Annotated in this window: 23 protein-coding genes; 13 read left to right on the plus strand and 10 right to left on the minus strand. The window is 72.5% G+C overall.

Features of this window, described 5'->3' with window-relative positions; genetic code table 11:
* Nucleotide 1 precedes the first annotated feature (1 nt).
* From M1P99_RS01635 to M1P99_RS01650, 4 genes are read right to left on the minus strand one after another with little or no spacing between them, the layout of a single operon-like run.
* Nucleotides 2-337 (minus strand): non-heme iron oxygenase ferredoxin subunit, encoded by a 336-nt coding sequence (locus M1P99_RS01635; RefSeq protein ID WP_304450923.1) that lies wholly within the window; start codon nucleotides 335-337, stop codon nucleotides 2-4.
* The gene (gene sufD, locus M1P99_RS01640) at nucleotides 330-1,490 is read right to left on the minus strand and encodes a Fe-S cluster assembly protein SufD (protein WP_304450924.1); all 1,161 of its coding nucleotides are present in this window, start codon (nucleotides 1,488-1,490) and stop codon (nucleotides 330-332) included. Before sufD ends, M1P99_RS01635 begins: the two co-directional genes overlap by 8 nt.
* 1 nt (nucleotide 1,491) lies before the next feature.
* Complete coding sequence (sufB, locus tag M1P99_RS01645; RefSeq protein WP_053615919.1) at nucleotides 1,492-2,904, minus strand: Fe-S cluster assembly protein SufB; 1,413 nt, start codon at nucleotides 2,902-2,904, stop codon at nucleotides 1,492-1,494.
* 19 nt (nucleotides 2,905-2,923) lie between these two features.
* Nucleotides 2,924-3,703, minus strand: coding sequence for a metalloregulator ArsR/SmtB family transcription factor (locus M1P99_RS01650; RefSeq protein ID WP_304450925.1), 780 nt, complete (start codon nucleotides 3,701-3,703; stop codon nucleotides 2,924-2,926).
* 370 nt (nucleotides 3,704-4,073) lie between these two features.
* Between M1P99_RS01650 and M1P99_RS01655 the strand changes: the two genes are divergently transcribed.
* From M1P99_RS01655 to M1P99_RS01665, 3 genes are read left to right on the plus strand one after another with little or no spacing between them, the layout of a single operon-like run.
* Nucleotides 4,074-5,015, plus strand: coding sequence for an ABC transporter ATP-binding protein (locus tag M1P99_RS01655; RefSeq protein ID WP_304450926.1), 942 nt, complete (start codon nucleotides 4,074-4,076; stop codon nucleotides 5,013-5,015).
* Nucleotides 5,015-5,854, plus strand: coding sequence for an ABC transporter permease (locus tag M1P99_RS01660; protein ID WP_304450927.1), 840 nt, complete (start codon nucleotides 5,015-5,017; stop codon nucleotides 5,852-5,854). Before M1P99_RS01655 ends, M1P99_RS01660 begins: the two co-directional genes overlap by 1 nt.
* Nucleotides 5,855-5,902: 48 nt before the next feature.
* Nucleotides 5,903-6,700 carry an inositol monophosphatase family protein gene (locus M1P99_RS01665; protein ID WP_304450928.1) on the plus strand — a complete coding sequence of 266 codons (798 nt, stop codon included), beginning with the start codon at nucleotides 5,903-5,905 and terminating at the stop codon, nucleotides 6,698-6,700.
* 21 nt (nucleotides 6,701-6,721) lie between these two features.
* On the opposite strand, the gene M1P99_RS01670 is transcribed toward M1P99_RS01665, so the two are convergent.
* Nucleotides 6,722-7,417, minus strand: a complete 696-nt coding sequence (locus tag M1P99_RS01670) for an RICIN domain-containing protein (RefSeq protein WP_304450929.1) — start codon at nucleotides 7,415-7,417, stop codon at nucleotides 6,722-6,724.
* 313 nt (nucleotides 7,418-7,730) lie between these two features.
* Between M1P99_RS01670 and M1P99_RS01675 the strand changes: the two genes are divergently transcribed.
* The 3 genes from M1P99_RS01675 to M1P99_RS01685 all read left to right on the plus strand — a co-directional run bounded on the left by M1P99_RS01675 (nucleotide 7,731) and on the right by M1P99_RS01685 (nucleotide 10,357).
* Entirely contained in the window at nucleotides 7,731-8,132 is a 402-nt protein-coding gene (locus tag M1P99_RS01675) for a hypothetical protein (RefSeq protein WP_304450930.1), read from the plus strand.
* A 5-nt stretch (nucleotides 8,133-8,137) separates the two neighbouring features.
* Entirely contained in the window at nucleotides 8,138-9,064 is a 927-nt protein-coding gene (locus tag M1P99_RS01680) for a DMT family transporter (protein WP_304450931.1), read from the plus strand.
* 165 nt (nucleotides 9,065-9,229) lie between these two features.
* Nucleotides 9,230-10,357 carry a heme A synthase gene (locus tag M1P99_RS01685; RefSeq protein WP_304450932.1) on the plus strand — a complete coding sequence of 376 codons (1,128 nt, stop codon included), beginning with the start codon at nucleotides 9,230-9,232 and terminating at the stop codon, nucleotides 10,355-10,357.
* Here the strand turns inward: M1P99_RS01685 and M1P99_RS01690 are convergent.
* Nucleotides 10,278-11,579 carry a PrsW family intramembrane metalloprotease gene (locus M1P99_RS01690; protein ID WP_304450933.1) on the minus strand — a complete coding sequence of 434 codons (1,302 nt, stop codon included), beginning with the start codon at nucleotides 11,577-11,579 and terminating at the stop codon, nucleotides 10,278-10,280. The two genes, M1P99_RS01685 and M1P99_RS01690, sit on opposite strands and share 80 nt — an antisense overlap.
* 148 nt (nucleotides 11,580-11,727) lie before the next feature.
* On the opposite strand from M1P99_RS01690, the gene M1P99_RS01695 reads away from it, so the two are divergent.
* A complete protein-coding gene (locus tag M1P99_RS01695) occupies nucleotides 11,728-12,141 on the plus strand; it encodes a hypothetical protein (protein ID WP_304450934.1) in 414 nt (137 codons plus the stop codon).
* A gap of 243 nt (nucleotides 12,142-12,384) precedes the next feature.
* Nucleotides 12,385-12,903, plus strand: coding sequence for a DUF1203 domain-containing protein (locus M1P99_RS01700; RefSeq protein WP_304450935.1), 519 nt, complete (start codon nucleotides 12,385-12,387; stop codon nucleotides 12,901-12,903).
* Between the two features lie 61 nt (nucleotides 12,904-12,964).
* Here the strand turns inward: M1P99_RS01700 and M1P99_RS01705 are convergent, their stop codons facing one another.
* Nucleotides 12,965-13,927 (minus strand): heme o synthase, encoded by a 963-nt coding sequence (locus M1P99_RS01705; RefSeq protein ID WP_304450936.1) that lies wholly within the window; start codon nucleotides 13,925-13,927, stop codon nucleotides 12,965-12,967.
* A 673-nt stretch (nucleotides 13,928-14,600) separates the two neighbouring features.
* On the opposite strand from M1P99_RS01705, the gene tkt reads away from it, so the two are divergent.
* From tkt to pgl, 5 genes are all read left to right on the plus strand, one after another.
* Nucleotides 14,601-16,694 carry a transketolase gene (gene tkt, locus M1P99_RS01710; RefSeq protein WP_304450937.1) on the plus strand — a complete coding sequence of 698 codons (2,094 nt, stop codon included), beginning with the start codon at nucleotides 14,601-14,603 and terminating at the stop codon, nucleotides 16,692-16,694.
* Nucleotides 16,695-16,781: 87 nt separating this feature from the next.
* Entirely contained in the window at nucleotides 16,782-17,888 is a 1,107-nt protein-coding gene (gene tal / locus M1P99_RS01715) for a transaldolase (protein ID WP_304450938.1), read from the plus strand.
* A gap of 135 nt (nucleotides 17,889-18,023) precedes the next feature.
* Nucleotides 18,024-19,574: a glucose-6-phosphate dehydrogenase gene (gene zwf / locus M1P99_RS01720; protein ID WP_304450939.1), complete on the plus strand. Its 1,551-nt coding sequence runs from the start codon at nucleotides 18,024-18,026 to the stop codon at nucleotides 19,572-19,574.
* Between the two features lie 25 nt (nucleotides 19,575-19,599).
* Nucleotides 19,600-20,526 (plus strand): glucose-6-phosphate dehydrogenase assembly protein OpcA, encoded by a 927-nt coding sequence (locus M1P99_RS01725; RefSeq protein ID WP_304450940.1) that lies wholly within the window; start codon nucleotides 19,600-19,602, stop codon nucleotides 20,524-20,526.
* Complete coding sequence (pgl, locus tag M1P99_RS01730) at nucleotides 20,523-21,269, plus strand: 6-phosphogluconolactonase (RefSeq protein ID WP_304450941.1); 747 nt, start codon at nucleotides 20,523-20,525, stop codon at nucleotides 21,267-21,269. Before M1P99_RS01725 ends, pgl begins: the two co-directional genes overlap by 4 nt.
* A 46-nt stretch (nucleotides 21,270-21,315) precedes the next feature.
* Here pgl and M1P99_RS01735 read toward each other — a convergent pair whose 3' ends face one another.
* The 3 genes from M1P99_RS01735 to M1P99_RS01745 all read right to left on the minus strand — a co-directional run bounded on the left by M1P99_RS01735 (nucleotide 21,316) and on the right by M1P99_RS01745 (nucleotide 23,632).
* A complete protein-coding gene (locus M1P99_RS01735) occupies nucleotides 21,316-22,791 on the minus strand; it encodes a UDP-N-acetylmuramoyl-L-alanyl-D-glutamate--2,6-diaminopimelate ligase (RefSeq protein ID WP_304450942.1) in 1,476 nt (491 codons plus the stop codon).
* 170 nt (nucleotides 22,792-22,961) lie between these two features.
* Nucleotides 22,962-23,123: a hypothetical protein gene (locus tag M1P99_RS01740; RefSeq protein WP_304450943.1), complete on the minus strand. Its 162-nt coding sequence runs from the start codon at nucleotides 23,121-23,123 to the stop codon at nucleotides 22,962-22,964.
* A gap of 86 nt (nucleotides 23,124-23,209) precedes the next feature.
* Nucleotides 23,210-23,632, minus strand: a complete 423-nt coding sequence (locus M1P99_RS01745; RefSeq protein WP_304450944.1) for a DUF6069 family protein — start codon at nucleotides 23,630-23,632, stop codon at nucleotides 23,210-23,212.
* Nucleotides 23,633-23,716 lie beyond the last annotated feature (84 nt).

Raw genomic sequence — 23,716 nt, forward strand, 5'->3', positions numbered from 1 at the left:
CTCAGGAATTCTTCTCATCCAACGACACGAGCACGTCGTCGCCGTCGATCTTCACGTCATAGGTGGGGACCGGCTGGGTCGCGGGCGGGTTGATCGCCGCGCCCGAGCGCAGGTCGAAGCAGGAGCCGTGCAGCCAGCACTCGATGGTGCCGTCCTCGACCTCGCCCTCGGACAGGCGGACCTCGGCGTGCGAGCACACGTCCCGCACGGCGAACACCTCGCCCTCGGTACGGACCAGGGCGATCGGAGTGGCGTCGTCGACCTCGACGGCGAGCGCCCCGTCGTCGGGGATCTCGTCGAGAGCCGCGACCTTCACCCAGCGCGCGCCCTCACTCATGCGCGGCCAGCTTCTGCTCGACCTTGGCCATGATCTCCTCACGCAGTTCCTCGACCGGGATCCGGTTGATGAGCTCCAGGAAGTAGCCGCGGATGACCAGGCGGCGGGCCTCGTCCTCCGGGATGCCGCGCGAGCGGAGGTAGAACAGGTGGATGTCGTCGAGCCGTCCGCTGGCGGCGGCGTGCCCGGCACCCTCCACCTCGCCGGTGAAGATCTCCAGGTTCGGCACCGAGTCGACACGGGTGTCGTCGGTGAGCTGGAGGTTCCGGTTGTGCTCGTAGGAGTCGGTCCCGGTCGTGCCCTCGCCGATGATCACGTCACCGATCCACACGCCGTGCGCGCCCTTGCCGCTGAGCGCGCCCTTGTACTCCACGCGCGAGCGGGTGTGCGACATGTTGTGGTCGATGAGCGAACGGTGCTCGTGGTGCTGGCCGTCGCCGGTGAAGTACAGGCCGTGGAGCTCGGCGTTGGCGCCGCGCCCCTTGTAGGCCACCTTCGGGGAGAGCCGGACCAGGTCGCCGCCGAGCGTGATCACGATCGACTTGTACGTGCCGTCCTTGTCGACCTGCGTGTTGTGCTGGGAGACGTCGACGGCGTCGCGGTCCCAGTCCTGCACGCTGACCAGGGTCAGCCGCGCGCCCTCGCCGACGTGGACGTCCACGCTGCCCGCGCGCACACCGCCGCCGGTCTGGTTGAGGACCACGACGGCCTCGGCCAGCGGCTTGACGTCGATGACGAACTGGTCGTAGCGGGTGCCGCCCTGGGCCTCCCGGTTGATCACGACGGGGCGCTCGAGCGCGGTGCTCTGCGCGACCGTGATGACCGTGGCCTGCTCGAAGGAGGTGTAGGCCTGCGCCGTGACGCGGTCGGCGGGGAAGCCGGCCGTGCCCAGGCGCGCGTCGTCGCGGCCGACCTGCTCGACGGTGACGCCCTCAGGGGCGTCGATGTCGACCTTGTCGGTGCCGTCGGCGACGGCGGTGCCGTCGTGCAGGCCCTTGAGGCGGCGCAGCGGGGTGAACCGCCACACCTCCTCACGGCCGCCCGGGACGGGGAAGTCGTTCACGTCGAAGGACCCGTGGGTCGCCAACTTGGAGAACGGGATCTCCCCGAGGCCGTGGCTGTGGGCCTTGGGTTCGGTGTTGGGGCTGGTCAACTTAACCAACCGCTCCTTCCATCTGCAGCTCGATCAGCCGGTTCAGTTCCAGCGCGTACTCCATGGGCAGCTCGCGCGCGATGGGCTCGACGAACCCGCGCACGATCATGGCCATGGCCTCGTCCTCGTCCATGCCCCGGCTCATCAGGTAGAAGAGCTGGTCCTCGCTGACCTTGGAGACGGTCGCCTCGTGGGCGAGCTCGGCGTCGTCCTCGCGCAGGTCGTTGTAGGGGTAGGTGTCCGAACGGCTGATCGTGTCGATCAGCAGCGCGTCGCACTTGACCGACGACTTGGCGTGGTCGGCCCCTTCCTGGACCTGGACCAGTCCCCGGTAGGAGGCCCGGCCCCCGCCGCGTGCCACCGACTTGGAGACGATGGTGGAGGAGGTGTTGGGCGCGCAGTGCACCATCTTGGAACCGGTGTCCTGGTGCTGGCCCTCGCCCGCGAAGGCGATCGACAGGGTCTCGCCCTTGGCGTGCTCGCCCATCAGGTAGACGGCCGGGTACTTCATGGTGACCTGGGAACCGATGTTGCCGTCGATCCACTCCATGGTCGCGCCCTCTTCGGCGACGGCGCGCTTGGTGACCAGGTTGAAGACGTTGTTCGACCAGTTCTGGATGGTCGTGTACCGGCAGCGGGCGTTCTTCTTGACGATGATCTCGACGACCGCGGAGTGCAGCGAGTCCGACTTGTAGATCGGCGCGGTGCAGCCCTCGACGTAGTGGACGTAGGCGCCCTCGTCGACGATGATCAGCGTCCGCTCGAACTGGCCCATGTTCTCGGTGTTGATCCGGAAGTAGGCCTGGAGCGGGATCTCCACGTGCACGTTCTTGGGAACGTAGATGAAGGATCCACCGCTCCACACGGCGGTGTTGAGCGCGGCGAACTTGTTGTCGCCGGGCGGGATCACCGAGCCGAAGTACTCCTCGAAGATCTCCGGGTGCTCCTTGAGCGCGGTGTCGGTGTCCAGGAAGAGGACGCCCTGCTCCTCCAGGTCCTCACGGATCTGGTGGTAGACGACCTCGGACTCGTACTGCGCGGCGACACCGGCGACCAGGCGCTGCTTCTCCGCCTCGGGGATGCCGAGCCGGTCGTAGGTGTTCTTGATGTCCTCGGGCAGGTCCTCCCAGGAGGTGGCCTGCTTCTCCGTGGACCGCACGAAGTACTTGATGTTGTCGAAGTCGATCTTGGACAGGTCCGCGCCCCAGTTGGGCATGGGCTTCTTGTCGAAGAGCCTCAGCGACTTGAGGCGGAGCTTGGTCATCCACTCCGGCTCGCTCTTCTTCGAAGAGATGTCGAGGACGACGTCCTCGTTCAGCCCCCGGCGGGCGTTCGACCCGGCCGCGTCGGAGTCGGACCAGCCGTACTCATATGTTCCGATCCCCTCGAGTTCGGGGTGCGCGATAGACGTCATGCGCGGACTCCTCCTGGACTCAGTCGTCCGTTTGGTGTTGCGATCCTCCACCCGCCGCCTGGCGGATGGCCTTGCTCACGGGGGTGCCGGTCTCCCCGCCCGCCCCGTCTCCCCGAGGGGTGACGTGCGTGGTGCACACACCGTCGCCGTGGGCGATGGTGGCCAACCTGCGCACCGGGGTGCCCAACAGTCGCGCGAAGGCCTCGACCTCGGCCTCACAGAGTTGCGGGAACTCCGCGGCCACGTGCGCGACAGGGCAGTGGTGCTGGCACAGCTGGTCGCCACCCCCGGGTGCGGGCGCCTGGCCCGCGGTGGCGGCGTAGCCGTCGTTGGAGAGCGCCTCGGCCAGCAACCGGACCCGCTGTTCCTGGGGAACGGCGTCCAGCTGGGGCTTGTAGCGCCGCTCCAGGTCGGCGACCTGGCTCCGCGCGAACTCGGCGACGGCCTCGGGCCCGACGGTGTCCGCCAGGAAGCGCAGGGCGCTGGAGGCCAGATCGTCGTAGGCGTGAACGAAGTGGTCCCGCCCCGCCTCGGTGATGGCGAAGACGCGCGCCGGCCGTCCCCTGCGGCGGCGTCCGCCGTGGGGCCGGGCGTCGCGGGCCTCCACCAGGCCCTCACTGGTCAGGTTGTCGAGGTGGCGGCGGATGCCGGCCGGGGTGAGGCCGAGCCGTTCTCCGAGGTCGGAGGCGGTGATCGGCCCCTTCTCCAGGATCAGACGGGCGACCCGGGCACGGGTTCCGGTCTCGGCACCGCGTTCGGGGCCGGACAGCGGGCTGGGCACACTGGTCGCGTGCGGCACAGTGCTCCCCTCCCTTCTCCGGACACGGTTCCTGGTTTAGACAACATCAGTGTGGCCTAAATAAGTCCGCGGAGGCAAACCCGCGCCAGTGACCCACTTCATGCCATTCGTCACGAAGGTCAGCCTTGCCTAACTGCGCATTCACCCGCAGATCAGGACTGCGCCACAGGCGTCCGTTGAGGGTGGCGGCGGGCGACGGGCGGGCAACGGTGTCGAACGGGCACAGGGCCCGCGCGTATTCCCGACGTCCACATGATGGACCCACCGTCCCATGGAATGGACGGATTCCGGACGTGGTCCCGCAGCGCGGCCGACCGGTTCGCGCGGGGCGATGAGCCCGCCCTCCCCGGCGCACGTACACTCAGGGCCCATGGACACAGCCGCGGTCGAGGTCGTCGACCTGGTCAAGCGCTACGGCGCCACCACCGCCGTGACGGGGCTCAGCTTCACCGCCCGCCGGGGCGCGGTGACGGCGCTGCTCGGCCCCAACGGCGCGGGCAAGACGAGCACCATCGAGATCTGCGAGGGGTTCCGCGTCCGCAACGGCGGGAAGGTGCGCGTGCTGGGCCTGGACCCCGTCGCCGACGCCACCGCGCTCAAGCCCCGGGTCGGTGTGATGCCCCAGTCCGGCGGAGTGCCCACGGGCGCCCGGGCCGCCGAGTGGCTGCGCCTGATGGCCTCCTTCCACGCCAGCCCGATCGAGCCCCGGCTGCTGATGGAGCGGCTCGGCCTGACCTCCGTGTCCTCGACCCCCTTCCGCCGCCTGTCCGGCGGCCAGCAGCAGCGCCTGTCCCTGGCCTGCGCGGTCGTGGGCCGACCCGAACTGGTCTTCCTGGACGAGCCGACCGCCGGGCTCGACCCGCAGGCCCGCAGGGCCACCTGGGACCTGGTCGCGGCCCTGCGCGCGGCCGGCGTGGCGGTGATCCTGTCCACGCACCACATGGAGGAGGCCGAGCGCCTGGCCGACCACGTGGTGGTCATCGACCGCGGCGCCGTCGTCGCCCAGGGGTCGCCGGCCGAACTCACCGAGGACCGCCGCGAGGTGTGCTTCCGGGCGGCGGGCCCCGTGGACACCGCGGCGCTGGGCGCCGCGCTGCCCGCGGGCAGCCGGGTGGGCGCCACCGAGGCGGCCGACGGCCGGCGCGAGTACGTGGTCACCACCGACGACCCCGACGACCTGGGCCCGGAGTTCCTGGCCACGGTCACCGCCTGGTGCGCCTCGGCCGGGCTGCTGGCCGAGGACCTGCGCGTCCGGCGGCGTACCCTCGAAGACGTCTTCCTCGAACTCACCGGCCGGGAACTGCGGGACTGATGACCGAGCACACCTCCAGCACCTCCATTCCGACGCCCGCGTCGGACGGCGGCACCCCGCCGGACGACGTCGCGCTGTTCACTCCGGCTCCGGGAGCGGCTCCGCTGTGGCGCATGGTCGCCGCGCAGGCGGGCCTGGAACTGCGGGTGATGCTGCGCCACGGCGAGCAGTTCCTGCTGACCATGGTCATCCCCGTCCTGCTCCTGGTGGGCTTCAGCCTGACCACGGTCCTGGACGTGGGCGAGGGCCCGCGGGTGGACGCCCTGACCCCCGGCGTGCTGGCGCTGGCGGTCATGTCGACGTCGTTCACCGGCCTGGCCATCGGCACCGGCTTCGAGCGGCGCTACGGCGTGCTCAAGCGCCTGGGCGCGACGCCGCTGTCCCGGTTCGGGCTGCTGGGCGCCAAGACGCTGGCGGTGCTGGCGGTCCAGGCCATCCAGATCACCGTCCTGTGCGCGGTGGCGCTGGCACTGGGCTGGTCGCCCGCGCTCGGTGCGGGCACGGCGGCCGCGTCCCTGCTCCTGGTCCTGCTGGCCACCGCCGCGTTCAGCTCGCTGGCCCTGCTGATGGCGGGAACCCTGCGGGCGGAGGCGACGCTGGCGGGCGCGAACCTGGTGTACGTGCTCATGCTGGGGCTGGGCGGGGTGCTCTTCCCCACCAGCAGCTTCCCCGGGCCCGTGGAGAACGCGGTGGCGCTGCTGCCGATCACCGCGCTGAGCTCGGGGCTGCGCACCGCTCTGACCGACGGCTCCCTGCCCGGCCTGGGGGTGTACGCGGTCCTCGCCGTGTGGGTGCTCGCGGCGGGCCTGCTGGCCGGCCGCCTGTTCCGCTGGGACTGATGGCCCCGGCGCACCCGGCCCCCGGCGGTGGTGCCTAGGGTGGGGCGCATGGCGATCGATATGGACGCGGTGACCAAGGTGCTGCGCGAGGCCGCCGAGACGGCCGTCCTGCCCCGCTTCCGTTCCCTGAGCGACGGCGAGGTGGCGGAGAAGTCCCCCGGCGAGATCGTGACGGTGGCCGACCGCGAGGCCGAGGAGCTGATCGCGCCGCGCCTGCGTGCGATCGCCGACGCCCCCGTCGTGGGCGAGGAGGCCGCGTCCGCCGACCCCTCCCTGGTCGAGGTGCTGCGCACCGAGCCCCTGGTCTGGCTCGTCGATCCCCTGGACGGGACCCGGAACTTCGTGCGCGGCAGCACCGACTTCGCCGTCATGGCCGCGCTGGTGCGCCGGGGCCGGACGGTGGCCTCGTGGATCGTGCGCCCCACCGAGGGCCGCACCTACGTCGCCGAGCTCGGCTCCGGAGCCTGGTGCGACGGCACGAGGCTGCGCCGCGCACCCGCGCCCACCGATCCCGCCCGGATGCGGGGCGCCGTCCTCAGCCGGTTCCTGGGCCCGGCCGCGCGTGCGCGCGTGTCCGCCGCCGAGCCGCGGTTCGCCGAGCTGGGCTCGGGGGCGCACTGCGCGGGGGTCGACTACCCGCGCCTGGTCGAGGGCGGTCTGGACTTCGTGCTGTTCCACCGGACGCTGCCGTGGGACCACGCCCCCGGGACGCTGCTGCTCACCGAGGCGGGCGGCGTGGCGCGGCGCCCGGACGGCTCGGTCTACCGGCCCGACGACGACCGGGTGGGCCTGCTCGACGCCGCCGACCCCGACTCCTGGGAGTCGGCCCGGTCGCTCCTGACCTGAACAGGCACCCCGGCCCGGACCTCAGCCCAGGGGCAGCAGGCGCCACTGCTGGTGGGCGTGGCCGCCGTCGGGCGCCTGGACGACCGCCGTACCGTTGTCGGGCGAACCGCCCTGGGCCTCCAGCGCCTGTGAGGTCGCCCGGTTGACGAGCCGGACCACGCCGTCACCGACTTCGACCGGCGCCCAGTGCTGGTGGGGGTCGCCCGTGCGGGACAGGAGCGTGGCCCCGGGGCCGCCGCCCGCGGCGATCTCCAGGACCTTGCCGCTGCCCACTCCCTCGATCTCGTAGTAGCCGTCCTCCACCGGGACGAACCTCCACTGCTGGTTCTCCTGGTCGTGGCGGTCCCACAGGTGGGTGGCGGCGCCGTTGGCGGTGGCGGCCTGCGCGACGTCCAGGACGCGGTCCCCGTGCACGTTCTGCAGGACGTAGACGACTTCCGGGTCGATCCCGGCCGGATGGGCGGGCTCCGGCTCCTCTTCCTCTTCCTCCTCGGGTTCGGCCTCCTCCTCGGGGCCGCCGGGGGGCTCGACCAGGATGCCGGACTCCACGGTCAGCGCGGAATCCTCCGGCTCGGCCCCGTCCGCCATGAACCGGCCCGAGACGTAGCCGACGATGAGCACGATCAACAGCAGAGCCGCCGCCCCGGCGACCATCGGCCACCGGGGCGCGAACGCCTCGTCGTACGTGCGGGGGACGCGTGCGCGGCGTCGGGACATGAGGGGAACTCCCAGCGGGGACGGGTCCGGGACCGCGTACGCCGCGGCCCTGGACTATTTCACACCACTTGACCGATTCCCGCATGTCGGCCGCCGAGGGTGCCCGAAGGCCCCGCTCACGGGGGTCGCACCCGTCTTGTCCGGTTGCGGCCGGAGGGCCGTCGGGGTTCCGCGCAGACCGGGCCCGCGCGACCGCTGCCTCTTCCTCGAATTCCTCGGACCCACGACCGGACCGCGGCCAGGGGTGCGCGCATGGCGACGGGCGGCGGGGCCCGGGAGCCGCTCCCGCGCACCGAATGGGTACGGTCCGGCCATGGAGTTCATCGGTGTCCCCTGGTTCATCGCGGTCCGCCACCTGGCGCCTCCGCTGTTCCTGCTCGCTGTCGGCGGCGCGCTCATGGTGTGGCGGCCGCCGCGGCGGCGGGGGCTGGTGTGGGCGGCGCTGGTGACCAATCTGGTCGCCGCGGCACTGCCCTACGGGTGGATGGCGCTGCAGATCCTCACCGACCAGGCCGAGCGGACGGTGTACGGGCTGGCGATGACCCTGCTCCAACCGGGCACGGTCGTGGTGGCCTGGCTCCTGCTGCTGGCGGCGGTCCTGGCTCAGCGGCCGGCGGAAACCGCCGCGACGGCTCCCGAGGCGGGCCCCGCCGCGGCGGCCGCGAACGGCGACAGGGGCGGTGAGTCGGACCGGGCCGCGGAAAACATAGGATGACCGGGATGAGTCCCCGCGACACTCCCGCGTCCACGTTCTCCCTGCGCACGGCCGCCGAGGCGATCCCGCCGACCTGGCTGGTCATGGTCGGCATCCTCTCGGTGCAGACCGGCGCGGGCGTGGCCAAGAACCTGTTCGAGGTCCTGCCCCCGGCCGCGGTCGTGTGGCTGCGCCTGCTGACCTCGGCGGTGCTCCTGGTCCTGGTCGCACGCCCCGCCCTACGGGCGCGCACACGTGGGGACTGGATGGTCGTCATCGGCTACGGTGTCGCGCTGGCCTCGATGAACCTCTTCATCTACCAGGCCTTCGCCCGTATCCCGCTGGGCATCGCGGTCACCATCGAGTACCTGGGGCCGCTGGCCATCGCGATCCTGGGCTCGCGGCGCCGCATCGACCTGCTGTGGGCCGGCCTGGCCGGGCTGGGCGTGGTCGCGCTGGGGCTGGAGTCGGGCGAGATGGACCCGCTGGGCATCCTGTTCGCGGTCCTGGCCGCGGCCGCCTGGGCGGGCTACATCATGCTCAGCGCCGCCACCGGGAGCAGGTTCAGCGGCGCGTCGGGGCTGGCCATCGCGAGTGTCGTGGGCGTCGTGCTCCTGGCACCGCTGGGCGTGGCCGAGGGCGGGGCGTCATTGCTGGACCCGCGACTGCTGCTGTTCGGACTGGCGGTGGGCGTGCTGTCGTCGGTGGTCCCCTACTCGCTGGAGCTGAGCGCGCTGCGCCGGATGCCGCCGCGCGTGTTCGGCGTCCTGATGAGCCTGCAGCCGGCCGCCGCCGCGCTCGTGGGCCTGGTCCTGCTGGGCGAACTGCTGACGGTGTGGCAGTGGCTCGCGGTCGCGTGCGTCATCGCCGCCAGCGCCGGTTCGACGCGCACTTCGGCCAAGCGCGCACGCGAGGGCGAGGAGACCGAGAGGACCCCCCGCCGGGACGGGTGAGGCCCGGGCCCGGCCCGGCCCGACCCGCCGCCCCTCGGCGGCGCCCCGATCGGCGCGGGCGCCGAACCCGAGTCGCCGAGTGCTCGGACTCGGCCGTCGGCGCAGGTCGCGGCGGTCGGCGGGGGTACGCGGAAACGGCCGGTGGCGTGTACTACGCTGTGTCGTATGTTTGCATCCCCGGCCGCAGCGTCGACGGCCACGACCACGGTTCCCCCTCTCGCGGCCGAGGACATCGTCCTCCTCGGTATGCCCCTGTGGGGCTGGCAGATCGCCCTGGCCGTCCTCGGTGTCCTGGTGCTCGCCGTGCTGGCGCGCACGATCTGGACCCCCACCGTCCGCTCGCTGCGGGCCTGGGCCCTGGGCAACATCGTCGTCAACGCCGGGATCGCCGTCACCGGCGCCACCGTGCGCGTGACCTCCTCCGGTCTGGGCTGCTCCGAGTGGCCCAAGTGCACGCCGGACAGCTTCGTCCCGATCGGCACCGAGCACGCCGCGCTCAACGCCGCGATCGAGTTCGGCAACCGGACACTGACCTTCCTCGTGCTCGCGGTCGGCGTCATCACCCTGATCGCGGTCCTGCGGATGACTCCGCGACGCCGCGACCTGACCCGGCTGGCCGTGATCATCCCGTTCGGCGTCCTGGGCCAGGGCGTGGTCGGCGGCATCACCGTGTGGACCGACCTGCACCCCGCCTCCGTGGCCACGCACTTCCTGCTGTCCATGGTGGTGACGTTCCTCGCCGTGGCGCTGTACGTGCGCTGCCAGGAGCCGGAGGGCACCCCGAGGATCTCCGTCGGCCCCATGCTGCACACCCTCAGCGTCGGCCTGGTCGTGGTCGGCTTCCTGCTGCTGATCGCGGGCACGGTGGTCACCGGCACCGGGCCGCACGGCGGTGACGCCGAGGCGCCGCGCTGGGGCCTGGACCTGGCCATGGTCACGCGCGTCCACTCGTCCCTGGCCTGGCTGACCCTGCTGGGCGCCCTCGCGGCGACCGTGATCGCCTTCCGCACCGGCACCCGCCGCCCGGTCCGGATGAGCAGTGTGGCCCTGCTCACGGTGGTCCTGCTCCAGGGCGTGGTGGGCTACGCGCAGTACGCCCTGGCCCTGCCCGAGTCGCTCGTGGTCCTGCACGTGCTCGGCTCGACCGTCACGTGGGTGGCGATCTCGCGCCTGTACTTCGCCACCAGCCGCCTGGTGCCGCCCGGCACACCGCTCAGCGCGGACCCTGCCATGGAGGACCCGGCTGGCCGTGACGGGGAACGTAGTCCTGCTGAGCCCGCGTCTGGGCTATGACGTGCGCGAAGTCGGACCGGCGCAGGAACCCCGAGTCGTGGGGGCGCTCGGTCCACGCCGGCGCCACCGGCTGAGGGGCCCGGCCGAGGAAGGCGTCGCGGGCCACGTGCATCAGCGCGAGGAAGGAGTCGCGGCGCACCTTCCAGTCCTCGCGGGGCACGCCGGTGTCCAGCTTGCGGTGCAGCAGGGCCAGTTCGGTGGCCGCGAGCTGGTACTCCTTCATCGCCGCGCGGCCGCGCCGGCCGGCGTTGCGGGCCGCCCAGTCGCGCGCCCGGCGCCGGCCCTGCATCGAGCTGAGCATGGTGATGTCGGCGGGGGTGACCAGGCCGGTGGGGATGTAGGGCGGCAGGTAGCGGCTGATCGCCCCGATCTGCGAGCGCCGGTCGTTGCGGGCGGTCACCAGCAGGCCGACCAGCACGACGAACAGCACCAGGTAGGCCACCCCCAGGCCGTACCAGCCGAAGTAGGTCGACCCGTTCCACATACCGTGCAGCGCCACGGCCACCACCCATCCGACGAAGGGGGCGGCCATGCGCAGCGCCCCGGTGCGCATCGCGGCGTAGGCCACGCCGATGCCGATCATCGCGGTGTAGATGGGGTGGCCGAAGGGCGCGACGAGGCCGCGGATGGCGAACGTCGCCACCAGCGTGCCGTCGAAGAACGCGGTGAGGAAGTACAGGATGTTCTCGGTGAAGGCGAAGCCGGTGGCCACCATCCCCGCGTAGATCACCCCGTCGGTGAGACTGTCCAGCTCCTGGCGGCGGCGCCACAGCAGGATCAGCAGGACCACGCCCTTGGCGCTCTCCTCGACCACCGGCGCCACGAGTGAGGTGGTCAGGTAGTCGCCCAAGTCCTGGCCGAAGAGCGGCACGGCGACGTTGACCTGCCCCCAGGTGTTGAGCACCAGGGACACCAGGACGGCCACGCCCGCGCCCCAGACGAAGGCGAAGAACAGGACCTGCCCCGGCTCCGGCTCGATGCGGTCGAGCATGAGGATCAACGGCACCAGGATGGTGACCGGCACGACCGCGGCCGCGACGGCGACCGCGAAGCCGGTCGCTCCGTCGATCCCGGCCGCCTCCCCGCCGGCGAGGGCGAGCAGCCACAGGTAGACGAGCATCCCGACCAAGCACACGACGCTGACGGTCGTGCCGAGGATGAGGGTCATCGAGTAGCGCGAACGGCGGCCCTGGAGGATGGCCTTGCTGTCGAGTCGGGGCATGGGCACCGATGGTAGCGGCTACCGCTCCCGGCCTGCGCCTTCCCCCGTCCAGGACGAGTCCGCGCTTTACTGGGGTCGTGTGTCCTCGTGGTGGAGGGCAGAATCGGATCTGATACTTGAGATCTCAACCAAACCTGGAGGCCGTTCCATGGACCGACCCGCGCACACCACCTCGACCGGCCCCGCCACCGGGGCTCCCCTGACGGCACTGCGCGTCACCGTCCTGCTGCACCTCGCCGCCCTGCTGTGGGAGGGCGCCACCGCCGGCCAGCTGGTGACCTTCAACACCGAGGCGCTCCCGTTCCACTACTTCGGCGCGTTCGGCGTCCACGCGGCCGCCGGAGCGCAGCTGCTGGCGGCCGCGTGGCTGTGGACGCGCGCACGGCGCGCGGCACTGGGGCTCGCGGTGCTGAGCCTGGTGGCGTTCGCCCTGGGATTCCTCCAGGCGGCCCTGGGCACCTACGGGCCGCTGCAGGCCCATGTGCCCCTGGCCGTGGTCCTGATGGGCCTGGTCGGCTGGACGGCCGCGCTGGCCTGGACCCGCCCGGCGGCGCGCGCCTGAGCGGGGCCGGCGGCCCGGACCCGCGGCCGGAGGCGGGCCGGCCGTGCGGTCCCCCACCCGGCCGGCCCGTCGGCGGACGGCCTCCGTCCACGCCCGCGACCCCGGCGCGCCCCGCGACCCCGGCGCGCCCCGGGACACCGGGTGCGGACCGCGACCCCGGCGCGCCCCGGCGTCCGGGGGCCGCGGGAACGCGACGTCCGATGACCGCCGGTACCGCGGGCGCGAACACGCGACGCTTGACCCATGGCGACGAACACGGCGACGACCGCATCGCACGAGGTACACCCGATCACCCCGCGCGTCCTGGAACGGCTGCGCGCGGGCGACGACGCCGGACGCGCCCGGAAGGGCTTCACCGACGGAGAGGGCGGTGCCCCGCTGCGCTGCTGCCTGCGCGGGAGCCGGGCCGGCGAGCGCATCATGCTGGTCTCCTACGCCCCGCTGCGGGGCTGGGCCCGGGAGCGGGGCGTGGACCCCGGCCCCTACGACGAGGTCGGCCCCGTCTTCGTCCACGCGCAACCGTGCCACGGGCCGCAGGGCACCGGGTATCCGCTGGGGCTGCACGGGCCCCTGCGGGTTCTGCGCGCCTACAGCGCCCAGGGGCGGATCCTGGGCGGGCGCACCGTGGAACTGCCCGAGGAGCGGGCCGGAGAGGTCGACGGGATCCTGGCGGAGGTGTTCGCCGATCCCGCGGTGGCCCTGGTCCACGTGCGCGCGGTGGTCTTCGGCTGCTTCCTGGCCGAGGTCCGCCCACTGCGCTGAGACCCGAACGGACGGCGGCGGCGCCCCGAGGTGGGGTGCCGCCGCCGTCCGTTCCGTGCGCTCAGGCCAGCAGGCCCGCGATGAGCGGGTCGACCGTGACCGCGACGAACAGCAGGGCCAGGTAGGCGTTGGACAGGTGGAAGAAGCCCATGGTCTTGAGCCGGGCGCCGCTCACCCCCGCGAGGGAGCGGCTGAGCAGCCGGTGCGCCTGGACGACCAGCAGCGCGCCCAGGACCAGCGCGACCACGCCGTAGAAGACCGTCGTCCCGGCGACCGGCCAGAAGATGAGCGAGACGATCGCGGTGGCCCAGCTGTAGAGCACGCACTCCAGCAGCACGCGGCGGTCGCTGGCGACCACGGGCAGCATCGGAACCTTGGCGGCCGCGTAGTCCTCTCGGTAGCGCATCGCCAGCGTCCAGGTGTGCGGCGGCGTCCAGAAGAACACGACCAGGAAGAGCACGAAGGGCGCCCAGTCCAGGCTGTTGGTGACCGCGGCCCAGCCGATCAGCACCGGCATGCACCCGGCGATGCCGCCCCACACCACGTTCTGCGCCGTGCGCCGCTTGAGGAGCATGGTGTAGACGAAGATGTAGAACAGGATCGCGAAGACGGACAGCACGGCCGAGAGCACGTTGACCAGCAGCAGGAACCCGAGGGTGGACCCCACCGCCAGGGCCAGGCCGTAGGCGAGGGCACCGCGCGGGGTCACCAGGTCCATCGCGCCGGGGCGCTGGCGGGTGCGACGCATCTCACGGTCGATGTCGCGGTCGATGTAGCAGTTCATCGCGTTGGCGCTGGCCGCCGACATGGTGCCGAACACCAGGGTGGCGACCGCGGTCCACAACGGGGGCACGCCTCCGGCGGCCACGAACATCACCGGGATCGTGGTGATGAGCAGGAGCTCGATGACGCGGGGCTTGGAGAGGGCGACGTAGGCGCGGACGTACTGGCCCGGGGTGGCCCTGCGGGGGGCTTCGGTCTGTTCGGCGGCGTCCGTGCGCGGGGCCCTGTCTGCGAGGGCCATCAGTCCCGCGTCCCCTCGGCCGGACGGTTCGCTCGCGCCCGGGTGGGGCGTACCGGCTCGGAATCTGACACGCGGATACCTCGATGACTCTAGGGAACTCGACACTCGCCACGCGGGGCCGAGCGGACCGACAGTGCGTCAGGATCAGCGAAAACCCCGTCAACGACACATCGTAGTACTAGCTCGCGCGAACCGGTCCCCAACCCCCTCGCAACGCGAGGGCCCGGTCCGCGGCCCCGTGCCGCCCTCGACCGCCGGGCACAGCAGAAGGTTCGCACACGCCCCGCCGTGCTTCCAGCCTGCCACGCTCCCGGCCCGGGCGGGCACGGGGGCCCGCGCGGGCCCCCGACGGGGCCGCCGTCGGCCGCGGCCACGAGGTTACCCAGCGGTAATGAGAGGTGTCGGGCAACGACATCATCAGCCTCGGACGATAGGCTCGCGGTTGGCCGTCCCTGTCGGGACTTACCAGACCGCCGCGGCTGTTGTCCGGATTGATGACGCAGGCACCGCAGGGTCCCGGATCCGGCGTCGGCGGTGACGTGTCCCGCACACCCCTCGCGGGGCCGTCCGGCCACCGGGCCGGAGGACTCCGGCGCCGACGACGAAAGCCCACAACAGCCGCCCCTCGCGCCCACAGGGCACGACGGGTGCCCGAGAAGGAGAACGCAAGTCCGTGAACGCCCACACCCCGCAGACACTGGAGTGGTCGGATCTCGACCTCCGCGCCGTCAACACCGTTCGGGCCCTGGCGATGGACGCCGTCGAGAAGTCGGGTAACGGACACCCCGGCACCGCGATGAGCCTGGCTCCCGCCGCCTACCTCCTCTTCCAGAAGGTCATGCGGCACGACCCGGCCACCCCCGACTGGGTCGGCCGGGACCGGTTCGTGCTGTCGATCGGCCACTCCAGCCTCACCCTGTACATCCAGCTCTACCTGGCCGGGTACGGCCTGACCCTGGACGACCTCAAGGCCCTGCGCCAGTGGGACAGCCTCACGCCCGGCCACCCCGAGGTCGGCCACACCCCCGGCGTCGAGACCACCACCGGCCCCCTGGGCCAGGGTGTGGGCAACGCCGTCGGCATGGCCATGGCCGCGCGCCGCGAGCGCGGGCTGTTCAACCCCGAGGCCGGCCCCGGCGCGAGCCCCTTCGACCACCACGTCTTCGCCTTCTGCTCCGACGGCGACGTCCAGGAGGGGGTGAGCCACGAGGCCAGCGCCCTGGCCGCCACCCAGAACCTGGGCAACCTCATCATGATCTGGGACGACAACCAGATCTCCATCGAGGACGACACCCGGATCGCGCACTCCGAGAACGTGCTGGAGCGCTACCGCGCCTACGGCTGGCACGTCGAGGAGGTCGACTGGACCGCCACCGGCGAGTACGCCGAGGACATCGACGCCCTCTACCAGGCGATCCTGCGCGGCAAGGCCGAGACCGAGCGCCCCACCTTCATCAAGCTGCGCACGGTCATCGGCTGGCCCGCCCCGAACAAGCAGAACACCGGCGCCATCCACGGCGCGGCCATGGGCCCCGACGAGATCTCCGCCACCAAGGCGATCCTGGACCTGCCCGACGAGCCCTTCGCCGTCGAGGACCGGGTGATCGAGCACACCCGCCGCGCCCTGGACCGGGGCCGCGAGGCGCGCGCCGAGTGGGACAAGGCGTTCCAGGCCTGGCGCCGCGGAGCGGAGGAGCACGGCGAGCTGTTCGACCGCCTCCAGGCGGGCAAGCTGCCCGCCGGCTGGGAGGAGTCGCTGCCGTCCTTCGAAGCCAGCGAGAAGGGCATGGCCACCCGCAAGGCCAGCGGCGAGGTGCTCAGCTCCATCGCCCCGGTGCTGCCTGAGCTGTGGGGCGGATCGGCCGACCTGGCCGGCTCCAACAACACCACGCCCAAGGGCGAGCCGTCCTTCCTGCCCTTCGACCGCGCCAGCACCATGTTCCCGGGCAACCCGTACGGGCGCGTGCTGCACTTCGGCATCCGCGAGCACGGCATGGGCTCGATCCTCAACGGCATCGCCCTGCACGGGCCCACCCGGCCCTACGGCGGCACCTTCCTGGTCTTCAGCGACTACATGCGCCCGGCCGTGCGCCTGGCCGCGCTGATGAAGCTGCCGGTCACCTACGTGTGGACGCACGACTCCATCGGCCTGGGCGAGGACGGCCCGACGCACCAGCCGGTCGAGCACCTGTGGTCGCTGCGCGCCATCCCCGGCCTGGACGTGGTGCGGCCGGCCGACGCCAACGAGACCGCCGTGGTCTGGCGCAAGGTCCTGGAGACCACCGACCGGCCGGCCGCGCTGGCCCTCACCCGCCAGAACCTGCCCGTGCTGGACCGCGGCGAATACGCCCCGGCCGAGGACGCGGTCAAGGGCGGCTACGTCCTGGCCGAGGCCGACGGCGGCACCCCGGCGGCGATCATCATCGCCACCGGCAGCGAGGTGCCGATCGCCCTGGAGGCGCGCCGGGAGCTGGAGGCCGCCGGCACGCCCACCCGCGTGGTGTCCATGCCGTGCGTGGAGTGGTTCGAGGCCCAGAGCCAGGAGTACCGGGAGCAGGTCCTGCCCCCCTCGGTGCGCACCCGGGTCTCGGTCGAGGCCGGTATCGCCATGGGGTGGCGCTCCTACGTCGGCGACGCCGGCGCCTCGGTGAGCCTGGAGCACTTCGGTGCCTCCGCCCCCTACCAGACCCTGTACGAGAAGTTCGGCCTCACCGCCGACGCCGTCGTGACCGCCGTCCACGACAGCGCGGCCCGAGCCGGACGCTGACGTCGCGGGCCCCGCCGGAGCATCCGGCGGGGCCCGCCCCCTGTGTGCGAGAGGGCGGCAACGCCCCGTGAGGAAGGCGCGAATCAGATGACCAACGCACTCAAGGCCCTGTCCGAGGCGGGCGTGTCCGTCTGGCTGGACGACATCAGCCGCGAGCGGCTGCGCACGGGCAACCTGGCCGAACTGATGTCGACCCACCACGTGGTCGGCGTCACCTCCAACCCGACCATCTTCGACAAGGCGCTCGCCGAGGGCGACGCCTACGACGACCAGGTCCACGACCTGGGCGTGCGCGGAGTGTCGGTGGACGAGGCCGTCCGGCTGCTCACCGCCTACGACATCCGCTGGGCCGCCGACACCCTGCGCCCGGTCTACGACGCGACCGACCGCGTCGACGGCCGCGTGTCCCTGGAGGTGGACCCCCGCCTGGCCCGCGAGACCGAGCGCACCGTCGCCGAGGCCAAGGCCCTGTGGTGGCTGGTGGACCGGCCCAACCTGATGATCAAGATCCCCGCGACCGCCGAGGGCCTGCCCGCGATCACGCGGGTCCTGGGCATGGGCATCAGCGTCAACGTCACGCTGATCTTCTCCCTGGAGCGCTACCGCCAGGTGATGGACGCCTACCTGGAGGGGATGGAGCTGGCCCGTGTCAACGGCCACGACCTGTCCCGGATCCAGTCGGTGGCGTCCTTCTTCGTCAGCCGCGTGGACTCCGAGGTGGACAAGCGCCTGAAGGCGATCGGCACCGACGAGGCCAAGGCCCTGGTCGGCCGGGCCGCCGTGGCCAACGCGCGGCTGGCCTACCAGGCCTACGAGGAGGTCTTCGCCTCCAAGGAGTGGCAGGCCCTCGCCGCGCACGGCGCCTCGCCGCAGCGTCCGCTGTGGGCGTCCACCGGTGTGAAGGACCCCGCGTTCGAGGACACCCGCTACGTCACCGAGCTGGTGGCCCGCGACACGGTCAACACGATGCCGCAGGCGACCCTGGACGCGACCGCCGACCACGGCGAGATCACCGGCAACACCGTCCTGGGCACCTACCAGCGGGCGCAGGCCGACTTCGCCGCGCTGGAGAACGCGGGCGTGAACCTCACCGAGGTCTTCGCGCTCCTGGAGGAGGAGGGCGTCACCAAGTTCGTCGACTCCTGGGAGAGCCTGCTCAAGGGGCTCTCCGCCAAGCTCGACGCGCTCTCCTGACCCGGAGCGTCCACGGCACCGGCCCGGGCCCGCGCCCCTGGAGCGGGCCCGGGCGCGGCTCTGCGCCCTCGGCCTCCAGCCACGAATCCACCGGCCGCTCTCGACGAGGAAGAGTCCGCTGTGAAAGAACCGGTGATGCCGGGAGCGGTACCCAACCCGCTCCGCAACGCCCTGGACCGACGCCTGCCACGCATCGCCGGCCCCAGTGTCCTGGTGCTGTTCGGCGTGACGGGCGACCTGGCCCGCAAGAAGCTCCTGCCCGCCATCTACGACCTCGCCAACCGCGGCATGCTGCCGCCGGGCTTCGGCCTGGTGGGGTTCGCGCGGCGCGACTGGGAGCACCAGGACTTCGCCGCGCAGGCCTACGAGGCGGTCCGGGAGCACGCCCGGACACCCTTCCGCGAGGACGTGTGGCGCCAGCTCAGTGAGGGCGTCCGATTCGTTCAGGGCGACCTGGACGACGACGACGCCTTCGACCGCCTGGCCGCGACCGTGCGCGAGCTCGACTCCGCGCGCGGCACGGGCGGCAACTACGCGTTCTACCTGTCGCTGCCGCCCAAGCTCTTCCCGACCGTGGTCACCCAGCTCAAGCGCAGCGGCCTGGCCGAGCCCCGGGAGCGCGACACCAACGGCTCCATCGTGCCGTGGCGGCGGGTGGTGATCGAGAAGCCGTTCGGCCACGACCTGGAGAGCGCCCAGGAGCTCAACGCGGTGGTGGACGACGTGTTCCCGCCGTCGTCGGTGTTCCGCATCGACCACTACCTGGGCAAGGAGACGGTCCAGAACATCCTGGCGCTGCGCTTCGCCAACACGCTGTTCGAGCCGCTGTGGAACCGCAGCTACGTGGACCACGTGCAGATCACCATGGCCGAGGACATCGGCGTGGGCGGGCGCGCGGGCTACTACGACGGCATCGGTGCGGCACGCGACGTCATCCAGAACCACCTGCTGCAGCTGCTGGCGCTGGTGGCCATGGAGGAGCCGGTCTCCTACAGCGCCGACGCGATCCGCGCGGAGAAGGAGAAGGTGCTCTCCGCGGTGTCGCTGCCCGACGATCTGGCGAGCGGGACCGCGCGCGGCCAGTACGCGGCCGGCTGGCAGGGCGGCGCCTCGGTCCGCGGCTACCTGGAGGAGGACGGTATCCCGTCCGACTCGGTCACCGAGACCTACGCGGCGCTGAAGCTGGCGGTGGACACCCGGCGCTGGTCGGGTGTGCCCTTCTACCTGCGCACCGGCAAGCGGCTGGGCCGCCGCGTCACCGAGGTGGCCCTGGTGTTCCAGGCGGCACCGCAGCAGATGTTCCCGCGCACCGACGTCAGCGAGCTCGGGCAGAACGCCCTGGTCCTGCGCATCCAGCCCGACGAGGGGGTGACGCTGCGGTTCGGTTCCAAGGTGCCGGGCGCCACCATGGAGGTGCGCGACGTCAGCATGGACTTCACCTACGGGCAGTCCTTCACCGAGGCCAGCCCCGAGGCCTACGAGCGCCTCATCCTGGACGTGCTGATCGGCGACCCGCCGCTCTTCCCGCGCCAGGAGGAGGTCGAGCTGTCCTGGCGCATCCTGGACCCGGTCGAGGAGTTCTGGGCCAAGGAGGGACGACCCGAGCAGTACGGGTCGGGCACGTGGGGGCCGGAGTCCGCCCACGCGCTGCTCGCCAGGGACGGCCGCCAGTGGCGGCGCCCGTGACCACCATCGCCTTGCGGAGGGTTCGATGACGCTCTATCTGCCGCGTACCACCACGGCGCAGATCACCGAGGCGCTCATGGCCGAGCGGCACAGCGTCGGCGGCGGCGCCATGAACATGGTCCTGACCCTGGTCATCGTCACCGACGAGGCGGACCACTACGACGCCGTGCGCGCCGCGACCGAGGCCGGCCACGAGCACCCCTCGCGCGTGGTCGCGCTCATCCGGCGCGACCCGGACGCCGAGCCGGCGATCGACGCCGAGATCCGCCGGCCGGGCACGTCCGGTCCGGGCGAGGCCGTGCTGCTGCGCCTGTACGGCCCGTTGGGCCAGCACGCCGACTCCGTGGTCACGCCGCTGCTGGTGCCGGACGCGCCGGTCGTGGCGTGGTGGCCGGGCGTGGGCCCGGTCGCCCCCGCCGAGGACCCGGTGGGCCGCCTGGCCCAGCGCCGGATCACCGACGCCCTGCGCGCTCCCGACCCGGTGCGCGACCTCGCCGACCGCGTGGCCAACTACCGGCCGGGTGACACCGACCTGACCTGGACGCGGCTGACCCCCTGGCGCTCGCTGCTGGCCAGCGCCATGGACCAGCCCTGCGGGTGGGTCACGTCGGCCCGGGTGACGGCCGAGGACTACTACCCGAGCGCGGAGCTCATGGCGTCGTGGCTGTCGGACCGTCTGGAGGTGTCCGTGGAGCGGGCGTCCTCCCACGGTCCCGGCCTGACCGAGGTGCGGCTGACCACCGAGCACGGGGACATCACCATCTCCCGTGTGGACGGGCGGGTGGCCACCCTGTCCCGGTTCGGCCAGCCGGACCAGACCGTGGCGCTGGCCCGGCGCAGCGCCTCCCAGGCCCTGGCCGAGGAGCTGCGCCGACTGGACGCCGACGAGACCTACGAGAGCGCGGCCCGCCACCTGGGGGCCTCGCTCACCCCAAGCGGAGGACAAGGATGACTGAACCGGAGGTCGTCCGCCACCCCGACGGCGGAACCCTGGCCGACGCGATCGCCGACGCGCTGGTGGAGCGGACCAACGCGGCGCTGGCGGAGCGGGACGTGGCCCACCTGGTGCTGACGGGCGGCGGGATCGGGATCGCGGCGCTGCGGTCGCTGCGCCGGTCCGCCGAGCGCGAGGGCCTGGACTGGTCGCGCGTGCACCTGTGGTGGGGGGACGAGCGCTTCCTGCCCAGCAAGGACGCCGAGCGCAACGAGACGCAGGCGTGCGAGGCGCTGATCGACCACATCGACATCCCGTCCGACCACGTGCACCCCATGCCCGCCTCGGACGGGATGGACGGCGACCACGTGGAACACGCGGCCACGCGCTACAAGCGCGAGCTGACGCGGGCCGCCCGCGGTGAGGCGTCGGTCCCCGACTTCGACGTGTGCATGCTCGGCGTGGGCCCCGACGCGCACGTCGCGTCGCTGTTCCCGGGCCTGCCGGAGGTGCGTGAGGACGAGGCGTCGGTGGCGGCGGTACGCGACTCGCCCAAGCCGCCGTCGCGCCGGGTCACGCTGACCATGCCGGCCCTGCGGTCCGCCCGTGAGGTGTGGGTCCTGGCCTCGGGCGAGGGCAAGGCCGAGCCGGTCCGGCTGGGGCTGGCCGGAGGCAGTACGGACGAGGCCCCCGTGGCGGGGGCGCGGGGCCGGGAGCGCACCCTGTTCTGGGTCGACGAGGCCGCCGCCGCGCGGATCTGACCGCGGTCCGCCCCGGGTGCGCCCGGGGCGGGCGGCGGCGCCGGGATCAGGCCGGGGAGAGCTCGCGCACGGTCGACATGTCATCGAAGGGCAGCAGGTCGTCGCCGACGATCTGGTAGGCCTCGCTGCCCTTGCCCGCGACCAGGACGACGTCCCCCGCGCGGGCGCCGGCCAGTGCGAGGGCGATGGCCCGGTGGCGGTCGCCGACCCGCTCGAAGGGCGTGCCGGTCCGCCGCAGGCCCTGGGCGACCTGGTCCATGATCGTCTCGGGGTCCTCGTGGCGCGGGTTGTCCGAGGTCAGGACGCACAGGTCGGAGTAGGTGCCCGCGATCTCGCCCATCCAGGCGCGCTTGGTGGTGTCGCGGTCCCCGCCGCAGCCGAAGACGGTGATGACCCGGCCGGGGGCGAAGCCGCGGATCGTGGTGAGGACCTTGTCCAGCGAGTCCGGTGAGTGGGCGTAGTCCACGATGACCGAGACGCCGTCCGGTGTGCCGAAGTGCTCGAACCGGCCCGGGATCTGCGGCATCCGCTCCAGCGCGGCCAGCAGGCTCCCGAGCTCGTGTCCCAGCAGGTGGCAGGCGGCCAGGGCGGCCAGGGCGTTGGACACCGAGAAGCGGCCCGGCACGGGCACGGCCGCGGGGTACTTGCGGCCGTCGTGGTGGAGGACGAAGCGCGTCCCCGAGGCGTCGACGACGAGGTCGGTGGCCCGGTAGTCGGCCTGGGCGTCGATGGCGTAGGTGGTCACCGCGCCCGGCATCAGCGCGGGGATCCCGGCGCCGACGGGGTCGTCGGCGTTGACCACCGCGCGTCGGCACATTCCGCCGAACAGCAGCAGCTTGGCGTCCCGGTAGCTCTCCATCGTGCCGTGGTCGTCGAGGTGGTCCTGGGACAGGTTGGTGAAGACGCCCACGTCCACGCACGACCCGTCCACCCGGTGGTTCAGCAATCCCATGGACGTGGCCTCCAGGACGACGCTGTCGCAGCCCCGTGCGCGCATCCGCGCCAGGAGGTACTGCAGGTCCGGTGCCTCGGGCGTACTCAGTACCGACCTGGGCATGGGGATCCGGTCGTCCCCGGTCCGCGCGCCGGAGGTCCCGATCACCCCGACCCGGGCGCGCTTGGAGATCCTCAGCAGCGACTCGTACATGGACGACACCGACGTCTTGCCGTTGGTGCCCGTGATGGCCACGACGTCCATGCCGCGGCCCGGTTCGCCGTGGAAGCGCACCGACACGAGCGCGACGGCGGTGCGGGTGTCGGGCACGCGCACCACGCACACGTCGGTGGCCTGGCGCCAGGCGCCGTCCGGTACCTCCCCCTCCACCAGGATGGCGGCGGCGCCCCGCGCGATCGCCGTGCCGAGGCCCTCGGTGCCTCCGGTCGGGTGCGCGGGCCGGGCGACGTAGAGGGATCCGGTGGTGACCCGGTCGGCGTCCAGGCAGGGCGCCGCGGTGATCGGGACGTCCCGGTCGCCGCGCAGTACCTGGTGGTCGTGGCCGTTCAGCAGCTCGCTCAGTTTCACAGCGGTCCCTTCGGGAGTGGCGCGGCCGTCGAACGACCGGTACCGGTGGGCGCAGCCGACGGGATCGCCGCGGGCTGGCGGGGAGTGGGGCGGCGCCGGGCGGGATCGCGGGCGCAGCGGAGGGGCCGCCGGAACGGCGGGCAGGGCCGGAGGAGGTGGCGGTGAGGTCGCTAACCGTGGCCGTGCAGGGCCCGGAGGCCGGTGCGGGGGGCCTCCGGCACGACGGAGGTGGACCGGCTGACCGTCGCGGCGGTGTCGGCGGTGTCGGCGGTCGAGGGCGTCACACGGGAGGCCCGGACCGGGCCCTGCCTCACCGCGTGTGCGCCATCCATGCTCTGAGTGTACGCGCAGGGCCCGCGCGCGGCGGCGGGCCGGGCCCCGGTAGACCTCCGGGGACCGGCCCGCGGTACGGGCCGGGTCAGGCGGTCCGAGCGGAGCGCCAGAACACCGGGATGAGGATCGCGGCCGCCACGACATGCGTGAACAGCAGGACCCCCTCGGTGGCGGCGTCCCCGCCGACGGACATCGACGGCAGGAACGACAGCAGGAGGACGACCACCGCTGCGGTCGTCCACACCACCCGGGCGCGATTCCTGAGAACGAGCTCGGCCAGGGCGAGGGTGCCCCATCCGAGGAGGCCGAAGACCGCCGTCCACATGGCGAAGGCGGCCACCGGAACCGGACCGGGCTCCATGCCCGGCATCGAGATCACCATACTGACGCCCGTGAGCGGGGCCAGGGCGCCGATCAGCGCGTTGACGACGGTCGCGGCGGCGACGGCGCCCAGCCGGAGCGGCCAGGCGCGGCGAACGGTCTCGGGGGAGGTGGTGGTCGTGGTCATGGTCGCTTCCCTGTCTCTGGTAGGTACGGGATCGACCGTACTCACGGCCTTCGATACTTCCAATGCGCGAAGCGATCCCTTATA

It is taken from the genome of Nocardiopsis sp. YSL2, from assembly GCF_030555055.1.
Lineage (GTDB): Bacteria > Actinomycetota > Actinomycetes > Streptosporangiales > Streptosporangiaceae > Nocardiopsis.